Here is a 16,390-nt window from a genome sequence, read left to right on the forward strand (position 1 = left end):
AAGCGGAGGCTGAGATTTTTTTCTAATTCTCATAAAATGCTTGACAATGCAGTAATAAAAAAGTATAATTTTAAATTTTAGCAAATCATCGTAAGATGGTCATAAGACTCAGGCAGAATGAAGAGGAGAATATGCCGACCATTAATCAGTTAGTCAGAAAGGGCAGGAAAAGGTTAAAGAAGAAGACCAATACGCCAGCGTTGAAAGGGGCACCCCAGAAAAGAGGGGTGTGTACACGAGTATATACTTCGACACCTAAGAAACCGAACTCCGCACTGAGGAAAGTCGCGAGGGTCAGGTTGACCACAGGAATAGAAGTGACAGCATACATCCCCGGCATAGGGCATAATCTTCAGGAACATTCAGTGGTTCTGGTCCGAGGGGGACGTGTCAAAGATTTGCCCGGTGTGAGGTATCATATTGTAAGAGGTACCCTTGACGCGCTGGGTGTTGAGGATCGGAAGCAGGGCAGGTCAAAATACGGCGCGAAGAAGCCCAAGTAGAAATAATTGATAATTATCAATTATCAATTATCAATTATCAAGAGGTAGTGTATGCCAAGAAGAAGAGAAGTTCCTGAACGGATAATTATACCCGACCCCAAATACAATAGCAAACTTGTATCGAGATTTATAAAATCGATAATGCGGGATGGCAAGAAAAGTGTGGCAGAGTCGTTAGTTTATGATGCATTTGATGTCATTGAAAAAAAGACAAACGAAGTGCCGCTGAAGGTTTTTGAACAGGCTGTGGATAATGTGAGGCCGCTGATCGAAGTCAAATCTCGGCGTGTCGGGGGATCAACGTATCAGGTGCCGACAGAAATACGGCCATCCAGACGAACGGCGCTGGCCATTCGATGGGTGATCGGTTTTGCGCGTAAACGTCCGGAAAAGGGGATGGCGTTGAAACTCGCGGGGGAATTATTGGATGCCGCCAATAAAAGAGGGTCTTCCATCAAGAAAAAGGAAGATACCCATAAGATGGCTGACGCAAACAAGGCGTTTGCCCATTTCCGCTGGTAATGAGCTGAGGAAAACGCTTCCTGAACTGAAAAAGCATCCGGCCCCCTTTGTTATCAGGGGGAATGATGCCGCCGGCAGGATGGCGAGGGACGAGAGATATCTGTTTATCTTCGGACCTGTGATATAAAAAAGCCATTTTATTTTAAATCAGGGAAAGCGGCAGAACTGTTGACAAGAGTGTCCGGTGTTTGGCAGACATGCGCACTCTAAACATTAAATATATTTGATGATGAATACTAAAATCAGAATCAGGCTGAAGGCATATGACCATAAGCTTCTGGATCAGTCCGCGACAGATATCGTTGACACTGCAAATAAGACAGGTGCAAAGGTCGTCGGACCCATACCGCTTCCGACAAGGATCAACAAATATTGTGTTCTTCGATCTCCCCACATAGACAAAAAATCCAGGGAGCAATTTGAGATGAGAACGCATAAGCGGCTGTTGGATATCCTGGAGCCGACGCAGCAGACGGTGGATGCTTTGATGAAGCTGGATCTTTCTCCGGGAGTGGATGTGGAGATAAAACTGTAGGGAATTGGAAATTCAATGTTCCGGTTTCCAATTTCAAGAGGGAATCATGTGCAGAGGATTGCTAGGAAAAAAGCTGGGAATGACAGGTATGTTTTCTTCAACAGGAGAATATGTGCCGGTGACGATAGTACAGGCGGGGCCGTGTGTGGTGACCCAGGTTAAAAGGGAAATAACAGACGGTTATGCGTCGCTTCAGTTGGGATTTGAGGAGAAGAAGAGTTCTCGCACAAATAAGCCAATAAAAGGACATCTTAAGAAAAGCGGAGAAAAGTGTTTTGCATTCCTGCGGGAATTTCCTGTGGAGAATCCGGATGAATACAGCCTCGGGCAGACGGTCATGCCGGATATATTCAGCATCGGGGAACATATTACTGTCACGGGGAAGATTAAGGGACGGGGGTTTTCAGGTGTAATAAAGCGGCACGGATTTCACGGGGGCCGGCAAACTCACGGAAGTAAAAGCAAGCGAATTCCCGGATCCATAGGATGCAGCGCATGGCCTGCCAAAGTTATCAGGGGCAAAAAAATGCCCGGTCAGTATGGAAATACAAAAAAGACGGTTCAGAATTTGGAGATTATTGATATCCGGCCGGAAGAAAATCTTATCATGGTGAAGGGTGCGCTCCCGGGTCCCATATCAGGACTGGTTGCTCTTTATAAAAAATGAAAAGCAAAGCAGCATTCAGCTTTCAAAGTGAAAAAAAATAGGTAATATAAAAATGGCTGTCGTAGATGTTCTTAATAGTAAAGGAGAAAATGTTTCCCAAAAGGAACTTGCAGATTCAATATTCAATGTTCCGGTCAGACCAAGTATCCTGCATGATGTTGTTGTGATGCAGCTGGCCTGCAGACGTTCGGGAACAGCTTCCGTAAAGCATCGCAGTGATGTTAAGGGCAGCACACGCAAGCTTTTTCGTCAGAAAGGAACCGGCAGGGCACGCCGCGGTGACATCAAATCTCCGTTGCTCAAAGGCGGGGGAAGTATTTTCGGGCCTGACCCCAGATCATATGCTTACAAACTTCCTAAAAAAGTGAGAAGGCTCGCGCTGAAAATGGCGCTGAGCAGCAAATATCTGGAAAATAAGCTTGTTTTGCTGGATCGGTTTGATCTGGATCGGATTAAGTCCAAGGATTTTGTGGCAGTCTTAAATGCGTTAGGTAAGAAAAACGTACTGATTGTGACAGATGAAAAGGATGAGAAGCTTGAGCTTTCATCCCGGAATGTTCCCGGCGTGAAGGTGCTGAGAACAGAGGGTCTGAATGTGTATGATATCCTCAGATATGATGAACTTATTCTGCTTGAATCTTCAGCAGCGGACATCGAAGGGAGGCTGACAAAATGATTCAGTACTATGATATTGTTAAGCGGCCTCTGATGACTGAAAAGACCACGATACAGAAAGAGACGTTTAATCAGTTGTCATTTGAGGTGGATCGTAAGGCGAACAGGGTTGAGATCAAAAGGGCGGTTGAGAAGATATTTGATGTCAGAGTGGCTGCTGTTCGGACCATGCAGATCAAAGGCAAGGTGAAACAAAGAGGCCGGATCATCGGGAAACGTAAGGACTGGAAAAAAGCCATCGTGACATTAATGCCTGGTGAACGTATTGGCTTTTTTGAAGGCGCTTGATTTGAATTGATAATTGATAATTGATAATTGATAATTATCAATTATCAATTCTCAATTCTCAACTCAATTAGCAGGGGAATACATGGCAGTAAAAAAAATAAAACCCACATCTCCGGGACGGAGATTCCAGGGATATTCGACGTTTGAGGAGATTACCCGCACAACGCCTGAGAAGCGTCTGCTGAAAGTGATCAAAAAAAGCGGCGGTCGCAATGCCAAGGGGCGTATCACATGCAGGCACCGAGGGGGAGGCCATAAGCGGCATTACAGGATTATTGATTTCAGACGGGATAAGACGGGTATTCCTGCAAAAGTCGCATCAATAGAGTATGATCCGAACCGTTCGGCCAGGATCGCACTTCTGCATTATGCGGACGGTGACAAACGATATATTCTGGCACCGCTTCATCTTTCAGTGGGCGATGCGGTCATGTCGGGTCCCGGGGCGGATATCAGGCCGGGGAATGCACTTCCGTTGAAGAATATTCCTCTGGGTACTCATATACATAATATTGAGCTGCGTCTGGGAAAAGGGGGACAGATTGTCAGAAGCGCGGGGACTTATGCCCAGCTCATGGCAAAAGAGGACCGTTATGCGCTGGTGAAGCTTCCGTCCGGAGAGGTGCGCATGGTGCTTTTATCCTGTCAGGCCACTATCGGACAGCTGGGGAATGTGATGCATGAGAACATTTCCTTGGGAAAGGCGGGTCGCAGGCGATGGCTTGGCAGACGCCCCAAGGTCAGAGGGGTGGCAATGAATCCGGTGGATCATCCCATGGGCGGCGGAGAAGGAAGGTCATCCGGCGGCAGACATCCCTGCACACCGTGGGGCAAGCCTACCAAGGGATATAAGACGCGTAAGAACAGAAGAAGTGACCAGTATATCGTCAAAAGACGTATAAAGAATTAAAATGGGGTGCGGGGTGTTTAAGTGTTTTTTATGTGTGGCTGACAGAAGACACTCCGAATCCCGGATACTTAAATACTTAAAATGGAGAAATTATGCCGCGCTCGTTGAAAAAAGGCCCGTACATTGAGGCGAAGTTATTTGAGAAGGTGATAGCGGCCCAGGGAACTCGCAGTAACAAGGTTGTCAAAACATGGTCCAGACGCTCAACAATTGTTCCTGAGATGGTCGGTATCACGTTGGCAGTCCACAATGGAAAAAAATTTGTTCCGGTTTTTGTTACAGAGAATATGGTCGGTCATAAGCTAGGTGAATTTTCACCGACGCGGACGTTTTACGGGCATGCCGGGGATAAGAAATCAAAACTGAAGAAAAAGTAAAACAAACCGCGAAATGAAAGCGCTGATAACTCGGTTATCGGTTAAAAAAGGGAGTGGCAGTAATGGAGTTTAAAGCTGTAGCCAGATATGTGCGCATTTCTCCTCAGAAGGTCCGCAAGTTAGTTGATGCGCTTAAGGGAGAACCAGTGGAAGAGGGATTGGCCATGCTGAAGTTTATGCCCCAGAAGGCGGCGGGTATTGTGAGAAAGATTGTCCAGTCGGCTGTGGCAAATGCGGAACAAAATGCGAATATTGATGTGGATTCACTGGTGATTCATAATATCATCGCTGATCAGGGGCCTATGCTGAAGCGATTCAGAGCGAGAGCACGCGGCAGAGGCACACGAATATTAAAGAGAACGTCTCATATTACAGTTATCTTAGCTGAGGAAAGTTAATCGTTAAACGTTTAAAAAAGGAGGAAAGCGCTTGGGCCAGAAAGTAAATCCCATCGGATTAAGGTTAGGTATTGTGAAGACCTGGGAATCCCGTTGGTATGCCGGAAAAAAATACGCAGATTATATACTGGAAGATTACAATATCCGAAAGTTTATAAAAAAGAAGCTGTACCATGCGGGTATTGCCAGAGTGGAGATCGAAAGGTCGTCCAAGCGTGTCAGGCTCCGAATTTATACGGCCAGACCGGGAATTGTCATTGGAAAAAAAGGTTCTGAAATCGAACAGCTCAAGAAGCAGTTGGAAAAAATGCTGTCTCACGAGGTGCTGATTGATATTCAGGAGGTCAGAAAGCCGGAGATTGATGCCCAGCTGGTTGCTGAGAATGTGGCGCTTCAGATTGTGCGCCGGGTGGCGTTTCGGCGTGCCATGAAGCGAGGCGTCTCATCAGCCATGCGGTTCGGAGCCAAGGGTGTCAAGATTATTTGTTCGGGGCGTCTGGGCGGTGCTGAGATGGCAAGAACGGAATGGTACAGAGAAGGCCGGGTTCCGCTGCATACGCTGAGGGCTGATATCGATTATGGGTTTATCGAAGCTCGCACAACTTACGGGATTATCGGCGTGAAGGTTTTTATATTCAAAGGTGAGATTTTGAAAAAGGATCAGCCTGAGACTGTGGCTTAGTCTTTTTGTCACTGATCTTCGGCAGAGAGATCAGACATGAGACAGACGGAGGAGATAAGGAGTTATGCTGAGTCCCAAGAAGGTGAAATTTCGCAAGCAGCAGAAGGGCAAGATGAGAGGCGTTGCCCACCGAGGCTCAGATCTGAATTTTGGTGAATTCGGGTTACAGGTTGTTGAGTGCGGAAAAATAAGTTCAAAGCAGATTGAGGCGGCACGTATCGCCATGACCCGCCATGTGAAAAGAGGCGGTAAAATGTGGATACGGATATTTCCGGATAAACCTTTTACCAAAAAGCCTGCGGAAGTCAGGATGGGAAAAGGAAAGGGAGCTCCCGAAGGCTGGGTCGCTGTTGTGCGTCCGGGGAGAATCATTTATGAAATGGAGGGGATTCCCAGGGAATTGGCCAGAGAGGCGCTGCGGCTGGCTTCACACAAACTTCCGGTGAAAACGAGATTTATTGAAAGGAGCGATGTGTGAAAGCGAATGAAGTCAGAGAGATGAGTACGGACGAGATGCATCGCAAAGTACTTGATCTGAAAGAGGAGCTTTTCAATTTGCGTTTTCAGCATGGTATCAGTCAGTTGGAAAATCCGCAACGGATGAAGCAGATCAGGCGTGATGTCGCAAGGCTGAAGACAATAATGAGAAACGTCGAACTGGAAACAGAAGATTAGAGAGCATCTCCGGTGGCGGCGACGCTGAAAACACAATATGAACGATCTTTGATGCCGAAAGACGCTGAGTAAGAAAAGTCTGGGGGGTGGAGAGCTAAACTACGATGGAACGCAGAGGAATGCGAAGGCAGGTGGTTGGGAGAGTCGTAAGCAATAAGATGGATAAGACGGTGATCGTCCAGGTTGAAAGGCTGGTCAAACATAATTTTTATCATAAATATGTGAGAAGGCGAACCAAATTCGCTGCTCATGATGAGAATAATATCTGCCAGATCGGAGACAAAGTGTCAATCACTGAGTCCAGGCCGATGAGTAAGACCAAAAGATGGCGAGTAAACAAAGTTGTCGTAAAAGCTGTCTGATGTTGTCGGTGGTTCGTATTTTTTTGTTGCAGGCGGCGAACTTCTGACAGGTATGGCAGCTGAGGATAAGGAAAGAAGAAAATGATACAGGCAGAGACCAGATTGACAGTGGCGGACAATTCAGGGGCAAAGGTGGTGTATTGCATCAAAGTTCTGGGAGGCTCGAGAAGACGTTATGCGACAATCGGGGATATTATTGTTGTGAGCGTGAAAGAGGCCATTCCGAACGCCCGGGTCAAAAAAGGAGATGTCCTGAAGGCTGTTGTGGTTCGGACCAAAAAGGAAATCCGAAGGCCGGACGGATCATATATAAGATTTGATGATAATTCAGCGGTGCTGATCAATGCACAGAAAGAACCTGTCGGAACCCGTATATTCGGGCCTGTGGCAAGGGAGCTGCGAGCCAAAAGGTTTATGAAAATTATTTCCCTTGCGCCGGAGGTTTTATAGGTGCGTCAGGCTAGAATAATCTGTCTGAAAATATCGGGAGACACCAAGATATTTTCGGAGAGATTCGTACCTGAAAGGCAGAGAAAAAGATGATGATAAAAAACAAATGTCATATAAAAAAAGATGACAAGGTAAAGATTATTGCCGGCAGGGACAGGGGAAAAATCGGCAAGGTGCTGAGGGTCGTCAGGAAGGATAACCGGGTTCTTGTTGAGAATATCAATATTGTAAAACGTCATACGAAACCGTCTGCTCAGAACAAGCAGGGGGGCATTGTTGAGAAAGAAGTCCCGATTCATTTGTCCAATGTTATGCTGATGTGCAGTAAGTGCATGAAGGCCGGACGTATCCGATTCCGCCGTCTGGAAGATGGTAAGAAAACCCGTATCTGCGGAAAATGTGGCGAAATTGCAGACTGAGATTTGGGATCGGGGATTTGGGGATCGGAAATTTGGGATCAGGGATTTGGGATCAGGGGCAGTTAAATTGCAAATCACGAATCACAAATCGCAAATCACAAATCACAAATCACAAATTCTTCACATAATAACTGAGGGTTATGATGTCAGAGTTAAAAGCATATTACAATAAGGAAGTCGTTCCTATATTGACCAAAACATTTGAGTATAAAAATCCCATGCAGGTTCCCAAGCTTGAGAAAGTGGTGCTGAATATGGGGCTGGGAGAGGCGATTCATAATGTCAAACTGATTGATTCGGCTGCCGAGGAACTGAAGATGATAGCGGGCCAGAGTCCTGTTGTTACCCGAGCGAAAAAGTCTATTGCCGCATTTAAGTTAAGAGCAGGGATGCCTATTGGCTGTATGGTGACGCTTCGCCGCAACCAGATGTATGATTTTTATAACAAACTGGTGAATATTGCGCTTCCGCGTGTCCGTGACTTCAGAGGTATTTCTGGGAAGGCCTTTGACGGTCATGGAAATTATTCCCTGGGGGTGAGGGAGCATATTATTTTTCCTGAGATTGATTATGATAAGATAGACAAAATCAAGGGGCTGAATATCACTGTTGTCACAACTGCGAAAACAGATGAAGAAGGAAAGAAACTTCTTAAACTGTTAGGTATGCCGTTCAGGAACTGAGGTTTGAGATTTGGGATTTGAAATAAGGGAGGGTTGATTTGGCAAAGACATCTATCAGAATGAAGGCAAAAAGAAAACCTAAGTTCGCAGTAAGGGCTTACAACAGATGTCCGATTTGCGGCAGACCCAGAGGTTTTTTGAGAAAATTCGGAATTTGCCGTATTTGTTTTCGGACGCTTGCTTCCCATGGCAAGCTGCCGGGGGTTATAAAATCAAGTTGGTAATATAATAAATGATAATTGACAATTATCATTTGACAATTAACAATTATCAATTATCAATTTATATAAGGAGACCATAATGGCGATAACTGATCCGATTGCGGATATGCTGACTCGTATCAGAAATGCCGGAAAGGCGAAGTTCAACAGTGTTGATATTCCCGGGTCAAAGCTGAAGATCGAATTGGCGAAGGTGCTGAAAAACGAAGGGTTTGTCAGAAATTATAAGTTTATCCGGGATGGGAAACAGGGCATTTTGCGTGTCTATCTTAAATATACCCGGGAACAGCAGCATACGATTTTTCGTATTGAGCGTGTCAGCAAGCCGAGCCGGCGCCTTTATGTGAAAAGCAAGGATATAAAACCTGTTTTTAACGGCATGGGGATTGCGATTCTATCCACTTCCAAGGGGATAATGACTGACAAACAGGCCAGAAATCAGAATGTGGGGGGCGAGATTCTCTGCAATTTATGGTAGTTTTAAAGGGTTTGAGTTTCGAATTTTTTCGAAGGAGTAAGATATGTCCCGAGTAGGCAAAAAACCGATTCCGATACCGGATAATACAAAGATATTATATAAGGACAGGGTGATTACTGTTCAGGGTGAGAAAGGCAGTCTTACGAGATCTGTGCATCCGTCTGTTGATCTGAAGATAGAAGACAGGGTTGTGAATGTGATCATGGAAAGCGATGACCGGCCTACCCGTGCATTACAGGGGCTGACCCGGAGCCTTGTATCCAATATGATTATCGGTGTGAGCAAGGGGTTTGAGCGGGTGTTGGAGATAAATGGTATTGGTTATCGTGCTGAGGTGAGCGGTAATGTTGTGGTGTTTAACCTCGGTTATTCGCATCCCATCAATTTTGACATACCGGAGGGGATTTCGGTATCTGTGGATAAGAACAATGTCCTGAGGCTTACGGGGATTGACAAAGAAAAGCTGGGGCATACAGCTGCGTCAATCAGACAGCTCAGGCCTCCTGAACCTTACAAGGGCAAGGGGATTAAGTATGCAGAGGAACGCATACAGAGGAAGGCCGGAAAGGCCGGGGCGAAATAAGTCAGTTTTCAGTTTTCAGCTTTCAGTTTCCAGCTTTCAGCTTTCAGCCTTCAGCTTTCAGCTGGAAACTGAAAGCTGAAAACTGAACAAGGGGAAAAGATGGGATCATTAAATTTAAAAAAACAGGCGCATTTAAAAAGAAAGAAAAGAATCAGGAAAAAAATGCACGGCACGCCGCAGCGGCCGAGGCTGAGTGTGTTCCGAAGCGCCAGACATATATATGCTCAGGTGATTGATGACACATGCGGACGGACTCTTGTTGCCGCGTCAAGTATGGAGAGTGTTGTCAAGGAACATTTTGCCAAGGTTTCGGAAGATCCGAAGCCTTCGGATACTTCTGATTCCCAGGGGGCCGAGGCTTCCCAGAGTTCGGAAGCTGCTCCGGGAGGAAAGGTCGCAGTGGCAGGATTTGTGGGCCGGCTTATTGGCGAGCGTGCCATTGAAAAAGGTGTGAAGCAGATTGTTTTTGACCGTAACGGATTTTTGTATCACGGACGGGTCAGAGCGGTATCTGATGGCGCACGTAAGGCTGGTTTGGATTTCTGATAATTGACAATTGAGAATTCTCAATTCTCAATTCTCAATTCTCAATTAATAAAGGAGGGGTCTTTGGGTTTTAATCAGAAAAGACAGCAGCAGCAGGATACAGAGGAAAACCAGCTCATAGACAAGGTTGTCCATATCAGCCGGGTGGCAAAAGTGGTCAAGGGCGGTCGCAGATTCAGTTTCAGTGCGATTGTTGTGGTCGGCGATGGCGAGGGCAGCGTAGGGTTCGGACTGGGGAAGGCAGGTGAAGTGCCTGAGGCAATCCGTAAGGGCGTTGAGAAGGCCAAGCGATCCATGGTCAAGGTGCCTCTGGTTGAGGGAACCATACCGTTTGAGGTTATCGGAAGATTTGGTGCGGGACGGGTTTTACTCAAGCCCGCGTCCGAAGGAACCGGTGTTATTGCAGGAGGCGCTGTGCGGGCCGTGCTTGAAGCGGTGGGGGTTCAGAATATTCTGACGAAGTGCCTGGGAACGAATAATCCCCACAATGTTGTCAAGGCAACTGTCATGGGGCTTCAGGAGCTTCAGAGCCGGGAACAGGTGGCCGCAAGACGCGGCAAGCGTGTGGAAGATCTGTAACGAATTGAAGAGCAAAGAATTTTTTAATTCTCAATTTTCAATTCTCAATTTTCAATTCGTATGAGTGGGAAATGGCGCAAATGTTGAAAATAAGGCTTGTTAAGAGTATGATCGGACGGCCGGAAAAGCACCGCAAGGTGTTGCGAGGCATGGGGCTGACAAAGCTCAACCGGATGGTTGAACTGGAAGATACGCCCTGTGTTCGGGGAATGATCAACAAGGTATCGCACCTAGTAAAGATTGAAGATTAGCAGAAAGGGAGACTTTCATCCCGAGTTTCTGATTTTCAGTCGAATGACGGAGTCTGACAAATGAAATTAAATGAATTGTCACCGGCACCGGGCTCGCGCAAATCCCGAAAACGTGTGGGACGGGGTGTCGGATCAGGAAGTGGTAAAACCGCGGGCAGAGGTTCCAAAGGACAGAACAGCCGTTCGGGCGGAGGCGTGAGGCCCGGTTATGAAGGCGGCCAGATGCCGATTCATCGGCGTCTGCCTAAAAGAGGTTTTACAAATATTTTCAGAAAAGAATTTGAGATCGTGAACATACAGGACTTGTCAAGATTTGAAAGCGGCAATGTTGTTGATATGGCGGCGCTTGTTCAGAAGGGGCTTATCAAGGGCAAAAAAAAGGCCGGCGTCAGACTTCTTGGCAAGGGTGATATTAAATATCCGCTTACAGTGAAGTTGGACAAGGGTAAATACGGTTTTATCCATATCAGCAAAGGTGCCAGGGAAAAGATTGAGGGTGCCGGCGGAAATGTAATGATTGAGGGCTGAGAATTATATGGTTTTTTGTTTTTTAAATTCTCGGTTGAAAGGGGCCTGATATGGTTGGTGGCGGGTTTCAGAATATATTCAAGATTCCTGAGCTCAAAAAAAGGATTTTTTATACATTTGCACTTTTGGCTGTATATCGCATTGGTGTTCATGTGCCGACTCCGGGAATAGACAGTCTTGCGCTTGCCAAGATATTTGAGGCGCATAAAGGGGGAATTCTCGGTATTTTTAATATGTTTTCAGGTGGCGCACTGGAGCGGCTGTCTGTTTTTGCGCTGGGAATCATGCCCTATATCAGCGCATCAATCATACTCCAACTTCTGACGGTTGTCATACCGCATTTGGAAAGGCTGTCAAAAGAAGGGCAGCAGGGGCGGAAAAAGATTACCCAATATACTCGTTACGGTACGGTTCTGCTAAGTATCATCCAAGGATTCGGTATCAGCGTCGGCCTTGAGCAGATGGGCACAGTTTTGTATCCGGGATGGAGTTTCAGACTGATGACGGTGATTACTCTGACGGCAGGGACAGCCTTTATTATGTGGCTGGGGGAACAGATCACAGAGCGCGGTATTGGTAACGGGATTTCTCTGATTATTTTTGCTGGTATTGTTGCCCGGCTTCCGGAGGCCATAGTCAATACGATTCGTCTTCTTTCGACCGGAGAGATCGGAATTTTTCTTGTCCTGCTTCTTTTGGCCCTGATGATAGGGGTTATTGCGATTATCGTATTTGCAGAACAAGGGCAGCGTCGTATTCCTGTCCAATATGCCAAGCGGGTTGTCGGGCGAAGGATGTATGGGGGCCAAAGTACCCATCTCCCCCTGAAGATTAATACGTCCGGTGTCATACCGCCTATTTTTGCGTCATCAATCATCATGTTTCCGGCAACACTGGCGAGCTTTATCGAAGTGGAGTGGATGAAAAATGTTGCTGCCGCCATGATGCCGGGAAATATTGGGTATGAATTGTTGTTTGTCGCTTTTATATTCTTTTTCTGTTATTTTTATACAGCGGTTACGTTCAATCCGGTTGATGTCGCGGACAATATGAAAAAACACGGCGGATATATTCCGGGAATACGTCCGGGCAAGAACACAGCCGATTATATTGACAGAGTTTTAACCCGTATTACATTGGGCGGAGCCATATATGTTTCTGCAATATGTGTGTTGCCGTCAATTTTAATAGCAAAGTTTCATGTTCCTTTTTATTTCGGAGGCACTGCCCTTCTTATCGTCGTCGGTGTGGCCATTGACACAGTTGCTCAGATTGAGTCCCATATGCTCACCAGACATTATGAAGGTTTCTTAAAAAAAGGCGGCGGAGCCAGAATAAAAGGCAGGTTTTAGGAATTGATAATTGATAATTATCAGGGGATTAAAATATGGCAAAGGAAGAACCAATAAAAGTACAGGGTACGGTGATTGAAACTTTACCCAATGCAATGTTTAAAGTGGAGCTGGAAAACAAGCATCAGATACTTGCGCATATTTCAGGCAAGATGCGCATGCATTTTATTAAAATCCTGCCTGGCGATACTGTTACGGTTGAGCTTTCGCCATATGATCTGACTCGCGGCAGAATAACATACAGAGCAAAATAAGGAGTTTCAGATGAAAGTCAGGGCTTCTGTAAAGAAGATGTGCAATAAGTGTAAAATAATCCGTAGAAAAAGGGTTGTGAGAGTAATTTGTGAAAATAAAAGGCATAAACAGAGGCAAGGATAATTTGGGATTTGGGATTTGGGATTTGGGATTTGGCAAATGACCCATCACTAATCAGCAATCACCAATCACCAAAAAGGGGGGATTAAAGGTTGGCAAGAATTGCGGGCGTAGATTTACCAAAGGGCAAGCGGATTGAGATAGGGCTGACATATATTTACGGCATTGGGCGTACTACATCAAAACGGATTCTCTCAGAACTGGATATCAGTCCGGATATTAAGACAGATGAGTTGTCGGCAGAAGCAGTCAACAATATCCGTAAGCTGATTGACAGCGAATACAAGGTTGAGGGGGAACTCCGCACTGAAATTTCCATGAATATCAAACGCCTGATGGATCTCGGATGTTATCGCGGACTTCGTCATCGGAAATCCCTTCCTGTGCGGGGGCAGCGGACAAGCACAAATGCCCGGACACGAAAGGGACCCAGACGAGCGGCTGTAAAGAAAAAAGGCGCGGCCAAAAAGAAGTAAGGGAAGGGGGTCAGTGGTTCGTTCGTAGTCCGTGGTCAGTTGTCTGCTCAGTTGACAACTGGCAACTGCGACGGATATAAAAGACATAGGGACATTTACATTATGGCAAAAAGAAAAACCCGTACAAAAAAGAGAGAGAAAAAAAATATATCAAATGGTGTCGTGCATATTCAATCTACATTTAATAATACGATTGTTACGATAACTGACCCGTCTGGTAATATTGTTTCATGGTCAAGCGCGGGCGTACAGGGCTTTAAGGGATCACGGAAAAGCACGCCGTTTGCCGCGCAGCTCGCGGCCGAAGATGCCGCGAAGAAGGCAATGGAACATGGTATGAGAAATGTGGAAGTTTATGTCAAAGGACCCGGAGCTGGCCGGGAATCCGCCCTGCGTTCGTTACAGGCTGCCGGATTTAATGTTATGATGATCAAAGATGTGACACCAATTCCGCATAATGGCTGCAGGCCACCTAAGAGACGCAGAGTTTAATTTAGTGAGAAGTGAGAAGTGAGAAATGATTTCTCTCTTCTCGCTCAGATTAAGGAGGAAATTTGGCACGATATAGAGGTTCTGTTTGCAGGCTATGCCGGCGTGAAAACGTGAAATTGTTCCTGAAGGGGGACCGATGTTATTCTGATAAATGCGCTTTTGACCGGCGCGGTTATCCACCGGGACAGCATGGTCAGCGTCGCCGGGGAAAAATTTCGGATTATGGTATCCAGCTCCGTGAAAAACAAAAAGCAAAACGGATGTACGGTCTTTGCGAAAAGCAGTTCCATATGTTTTTTGAAAGAGCAGATCGCCAGAAAGGTATTACCGGTATTAATCTTCTTATTTTGCTTGAACGTCGGCTGGATAATGTTGTGTATCGTTTAGGTTTTGTAAATTCACGTACCCAGGGGCGTCATTTTGTGAGACACAATCACTTCCTCGTAAATGGGAAGAAAGTGAACATTCCGTCTTACTTGGTCAAAGTAGGTGATGTTATCAGTGTCCGGGAAAAAAGCCGTAATATTCAGGCCATCGGCGATGCGGTGGATGCGATGGTGCGAAGGGGAATTCCCCAGTGGCTTGATTTGGAAAAGGAAAATCTGAAAGGTTCCATAAAAGCGATGCCTGTTCGTGAGGATATTACCATGCCTATTCAGGAACAACTGATCGTGGAGCTTTATTCCAAATAATTTGAAACCGGAAACTGAAAACCGGATTCAAGTTTCAGATTTCAAATTTCAAATTTCAAGCTTCCAAATCCGGAGTTATAATAAAAAATGTCATCAAATGAACAACTCATGTACATGAACTGGCAAGAGATGATTAAGCCAGAAAAGGTTCAGGTAACCCGGAAGCCCACCTATGGTAAGTTTGTTTGTGAACCTCTGGAAAGAGGATTTGGTATAACAATCGGAAACTCTTTAAGACGGATAATCCTTTCTTCTCTTTACGGCGCGGCCATCACCTCAGTAAAATTTGACAATGTGATGCATGAATTCAGCGTTATCCCGGGTGCCCTTGAAGATGTTTCGGAGATTATCCTTAACTTGAAGGAGGTGCGCTTCAAGCTTTCTCCCGAGGCTGATCCTAAGAAAATAATGAGGGCGCACATTGATGTGGAAAGGGAGGGAGATGTCATTGCCGGGGATATCATCAGCGATGACGGAAAGGTTGAAGTTCTCAACCCGGACTTGCACATTGTAACGCTTTCCAACGGAGCGCGTTTGAAAATGGAAATGGTCATCAAAGTTGGGAAGGGATATTCTCTGGCTGAAGCAAACAAAGATGAAGACGCACCCATAGGCACCATACCCATAGATGCAGTATTTTCTCCCATTAAACGCGTAAGCTATGTCGTGGGGAATGCACGTGTGGGCCAGAGAACAGATTATGACAAACTTACCATGGAAATATGGACTGACGGGAGTGTTTTTCCGGAAGACGCAGTTGCTTTCGCTGCCAAGATATTTAAGGAGCAGATGACGATTTTCATCAATTTTGATGAGCAACTGGAACCGGAACCTGATAAAAAATCAGAGGAACAACAGAAGCCTCAGTTTAATGAAAACCTTTACAGAAGTGTTGAGGAGCTTGAACTTTCCGTACGCAGTGCCAATTGTCTTAAAAACGCTGATATAATGAAAATTTATCAACTGGTGAGTAAAACCGAAGCGGAAATGTTAAAAACCAAAAACTTCGGAAGGAAGTCTCTGAACGAGATTAAGGAAGTTTTAGCTGAAATGGGTCTTTCTCTCGGAATGAAACTTGAGGGGTTTGTGCCGCCTGAGGAAGATGAAGGAGAGTAATTATTTATGAGACATCGAAAAGCCGGTGTAAAATTAAACAGAACAAGCAGCCATGCCAAAGCCATGTTCCGAAATATGGTCACATCGCTGTTTAAGCATGAGCGTATCCAAACCACGGATGCGAAAGCAAAGGAACTGAGAATCTGGGCGGATCATATGATTACGCTGGCAAAACGGGGCGATCTTCACGCCAGGCGCCAGGCGCTTTCAATCATAAGAGAAAAGGATGTTGTCCATAAACTGTTTGAAGAGGCTCCCGAGCGTTTTGGTTCTGTATCCGGAGGATATACGCGGATTATCAAACTGGGAAGGCGACAGGGAGACGCGGCTCCTGTTTCTCTGATTGAACTCACTGCAAGCGAAAAGATCAGGAAGAAAAAAGAGAAAAAAAAAGAAAACAAGACAGATAAGAAACAGGCTGCGGAAGAGACAGAAGAAAAAGCAGAAAAAAAAGAGGCTGTGGAAGATCAGACGGACACAGAGACAGAAACACCGTCATCTGCCGAAGATCAGCAGAGCTGAAAGCCAAAGGCTTTCAGCTTTTAGCTATACATC

At 45.8% G+C, this 16,390-nt stretch carries 31 protein-coding genes; all 31 read left to right on the top strand.

The annotated features are described in order from the left end of the window. Positions 1-131 precede the first annotated feature (131 nt). The 31 genes from rpsL to rplQ all read left to right on the top strand — a co-directional run bounded on the left by rpsL (position 132) and on the right by rplQ (position 16,357). Entirely contained in the window at positions 132-503 is a 372-nt protein-coding gene (gene rpsL, locus dnm_RS04175; RefSeq protein WP_207683585.1) for a 30S ribosomal protein S12, read from the top strand. A 51-nt stretch (positions 504-554) separates the two neighbouring features. Continuing rightward, complete coding sequence (gene rpsG / locus dnm_RS04180; protein WP_207681453.1) at positions 555-1,025, top strand: 30S ribosomal protein S7; 471 nt, start codon at positions 555-557, stop codon at positions 1,023-1,025. Between the two features lie 226 nt (positions 1,026-1,251). Beyond that, positions 1,252-1,560, top strand: a complete 309-nt coding sequence (gene rpsJ, locus dnm_RS04185; protein ID WP_207681454.1) for a 30S ribosomal protein S10 — start codon at positions 1,252-1,254, stop codon at positions 1,558-1,560. A gap of 46 nt (positions 1,561-1,606) precedes the next feature. Beyond that, positions 1,607-2,227, top strand: coding sequence for a 50S ribosomal protein L3 (gene rplC, locus dnm_RS04190; RefSeq protein ID WP_207681455.1), 621 nt, complete (start codon positions 1,607-1,609; stop codon positions 2,225-2,227). Positions 2,228-2,279: 52 nt separating this feature from the next. Beyond that, on the top strand, positions 2,280-2,903 hold the full coding sequence (rplD, locus tag dnm_RS04195; protein WP_207681456.1) for a 50S ribosomal protein L4: 624 nt from the start codon (positions 2,280-2,282) through the stop codon (positions 2,901-2,903). Continuing rightward, positions 2,900-3,190, top strand: coding sequence for a 50S ribosomal protein L23 (locus dnm_RS04200; protein WP_207681457.1), 291 nt, complete (start codon positions 2,900-2,902; stop codon positions 3,188-3,190). Before rplD ends, dnm_RS04200 begins: the two co-directional genes overlap by 4 nt. Positions 3,191-3,272: 82 nt before the next feature. Continuing rightward, positions 3,273-4,100, top strand: a complete 828-nt coding sequence (gene rplB / locus dnm_RS04205; protein ID WP_207681458.1) for a 50S ribosomal protein L2 — start codon at positions 3,273-3,275, stop codon at positions 4,098-4,100. 92 nt (positions 4,101-4,192) lie between these two features. Then, entirely contained in the window at positions 4,193-4,477 is a 285-nt protein-coding gene (gene rpsS, locus dnm_RS04210; protein ID WP_207681459.1) for a 30S ribosomal protein S19, read from the top strand. Between the two features lie 62 nt (positions 4,478-4,539). Continuing rightward, positions 4,540-4,875 (top strand): 50S ribosomal protein L22, encoded by a 336-nt coding sequence (gene rplV / locus dnm_RS04215; RefSeq protein WP_207681460.1) that lies wholly within the window; start codon positions 4,540-4,542, stop codon positions 4,873-4,875. Positions 4,876-4,906: 31 nt separating this feature from the next. Further along, the gene (gene rpsC / locus dnm_RS04220) at positions 4,907-5,557 is read left to right on the top strand and encodes a 30S ribosomal protein S3 (protein WP_207681461.1); all 651 of its coding nucleotides are present in this window, start codon (positions 4,907-4,909) and stop codon (positions 5,555-5,557) included. A 64-nt stretch (positions 5,558-5,621) separates the two neighbouring features. Further along, on the top strand, positions 5,622-6,035 hold the full coding sequence (rplP, locus tag dnm_RS04225) for a 50S ribosomal protein L16 (RefSeq protein WP_207681462.1): 414 nt from the start codon (positions 5,622-5,624) through the stop codon (positions 6,033-6,035). Then, positions 6,032-6,232 (top strand): 50S ribosomal protein L29, encoded by a 201-nt coding sequence (rpmC, locus tag dnm_RS04230; protein ID WP_207681463.1) that lies wholly within the window; start codon positions 6,032-6,034, stop codon positions 6,230-6,232. The genes rplP and rpmC overlap by 4 nt, the downstream gene beginning before the upstream one ends. Positions 6,233-6,336: 104 nt before the next feature. Then, positions 6,337-6,594, top strand: coding sequence for a 30S ribosomal protein S17 (rpsQ, locus tag dnm_RS04235; RefSeq protein ID WP_207681464.1), 258 nt, complete (start codon positions 6,337-6,339; stop codon positions 6,592-6,594). Between the two features lie 81 nt (positions 6,595-6,675). Next, positions 6,676-7,044, top strand: coding sequence for a 50S ribosomal protein L14 (gene rplN / locus dnm_RS04240; RefSeq protein ID WP_207681465.1), 369 nt, complete (start codon positions 6,676-6,678; stop codon positions 7,042-7,044). Between the two features lie 89 nt (positions 7,045-7,133). Beyond that, positions 7,134-7,463, top strand: coding sequence for a 50S ribosomal protein L24 (rplX, locus tag dnm_RS04245; protein WP_353740332.1), 330 nt, complete (start codon positions 7,134-7,136; stop codon positions 7,461-7,463). A 143-nt stretch (positions 7,464-7,606) separates the two neighbouring features. Further along, positions 7,607-8,146 carry a 50S ribosomal protein L5 gene (gene rplE, locus dnm_RS04250; protein WP_207683587.1) on the top strand — a complete coding sequence of 180 codons (540 nt, stop codon included), beginning with the start codon at positions 7,607-7,609 and terminating at the stop codon, positions 8,144-8,146. 38 nt (positions 8,147-8,184) lie between these two features. After that, on the top strand, positions 8,185-8,370 hold the full coding sequence (locus dnm_RS04255) for a type Z 30S ribosomal protein S14 (RefSeq protein ID WP_207681466.1): 186 nt from the start codon (positions 8,185-8,187) through the stop codon (positions 8,368-8,370). A 76-nt stretch (positions 8,371-8,446) separates the two neighbouring features. After that, on the top strand, positions 8,447-8,845 hold the full coding sequence (rpsH, locus tag dnm_RS04260) for a 30S ribosomal protein S8 (RefSeq protein ID WP_207681467.1): 399 nt from the start codon (positions 8,447-8,449) through the stop codon (positions 8,843-8,845). A 43-nt stretch (positions 8,846-8,888) separates the two neighbouring features. Continuing rightward, a complete protein-coding gene (gene rplF / locus dnm_RS04265) occupies positions 8,889-9,428 on the top strand; it encodes a 50S ribosomal protein L6 (RefSeq protein ID WP_207681468.1) in 540 nt (179 codons plus the stop codon). A gap of 99 nt (positions 9,429-9,527) precedes the next feature. Further along, positions 9,528-9,974 carry a 50S ribosomal protein L18 gene (gene rplR, locus dnm_RS04270; protein ID WP_207681469.1) on the top strand — a complete coding sequence of 149 codons (447 nt, stop codon included), beginning with the start codon at positions 9,528-9,530 and terminating at the stop codon, positions 9,972-9,974. A gap of 63 nt (positions 9,975-10,037) precedes the next feature. Continuing rightward, positions 10,038-10,553 (top strand): 30S ribosomal protein S5, encoded by a 516-nt coding sequence (gene rpsE, locus dnm_RS04275; RefSeq protein ID WP_207681470.1) that lies wholly within the window; start codon positions 10,038-10,040, stop codon positions 10,551-10,553. An 80-nt stretch (positions 10,554-10,633) separates the two neighbouring features. Beyond that, complete coding sequence (gene rpmD, locus dnm_RS04280; protein WP_435051587.1) at positions 10,634-10,804, top strand: 50S ribosomal protein L30; 171 nt, start codon at positions 10,634-10,636, stop codon at positions 10,802-10,804. Positions 10,805-10,864: 60 nt separating this feature from the next. Then, positions 10,865-11,332: a 50S ribosomal protein L15 gene (gene rplO / locus dnm_RS04285; RefSeq protein WP_207681472.1), complete on the top strand. Its 468-nt coding sequence runs from the start codon at positions 10,865-10,867 to the stop codon at positions 11,330-11,332. Positions 11,333-11,382: 50 nt separating this feature from the next. Further along, a complete protein-coding gene (gene secY, locus dnm_RS04290; RefSeq protein WP_207681473.1) occupies positions 11,383-12,684 on the top strand; it encodes a preprotein translocase subunit SecY in 1,302 nt (433 codons plus the stop codon). 35 nt (positions 12,685-12,719) lie between these two features. Continuing rightward, entirely contained in the window at positions 12,720-12,938 is a 219-nt protein-coding gene (infA, locus tag dnm_RS04295) for a translation initiation factor IF-1 (RefSeq protein WP_207681474.1), read from the top strand. Positions 12,939-12,948: 10 nt separating this feature from the next. Beyond that, positions 12,949-13,062 (top strand): 50S ribosomal protein L36, encoded by a 114-nt coding sequence (gene rpmJ, locus dnm_RS04300; RefSeq protein WP_207681475.1) that lies wholly within the window; start codon positions 12,949-12,951, stop codon positions 13,060-13,062. 89 nt (positions 13,063-13,151) lie between these two features. After that, positions 13,152-13,535 (top strand): 30S ribosomal protein S13, encoded by a 384-nt coding sequence (rpsM, locus tag dnm_RS04305; RefSeq protein ID WP_207681476.1) that lies wholly within the window; start codon positions 13,152-13,154, stop codon positions 13,533-13,535. Positions 13,536-13,637: 102 nt separating this feature from the next. Further along, complete coding sequence (gene rpsK, locus dnm_RS04310) at positions 13,638-14,027, top strand: 30S ribosomal protein S11 (RefSeq protein WP_207681477.1); 390 nt, start codon at positions 13,638-13,640, stop codon at positions 14,025-14,027. Between the two features lie 62 nt (positions 14,028-14,089). Then, entirely contained in the window at positions 14,090-14,719 is a 630-nt protein-coding gene (rpsD, locus tag dnm_RS04315; protein ID WP_207681478.1) for a 30S ribosomal protein S4, read from the top strand. Between the two features lie 87 nt (positions 14,720-14,806). Beyond that, positions 14,807-15,835 (top strand): DNA-directed RNA polymerase subunit alpha, encoded by a 1,029-nt coding sequence (locus dnm_RS04320; RefSeq protein WP_207681479.1) that lies wholly within the window; start codon positions 14,807-14,809, stop codon positions 15,833-15,835. A gap of 6 nt (positions 15,836-15,841) precedes the next feature. Beyond that, positions 15,842-16,357, top strand: a complete 516-nt coding sequence (rplQ, locus tag dnm_RS04325) for a 50S ribosomal protein L17 (protein WP_207681480.1) — start codon at positions 15,842-15,844, stop codon at positions 16,355-16,357. Positions 16,358-16,390 lie beyond the last annotated feature (33 nt).

The organism is Desulfonema magnum (assembly GCF_017377395.1).
In the GTDB taxonomy this organism is placed as follows: domain Bacteria; phylum Desulfobacterota; class Desulfobacteria; order Desulfobacterales; family 4be13; genus Desulfonema_C; species Desulfonema_C magnum.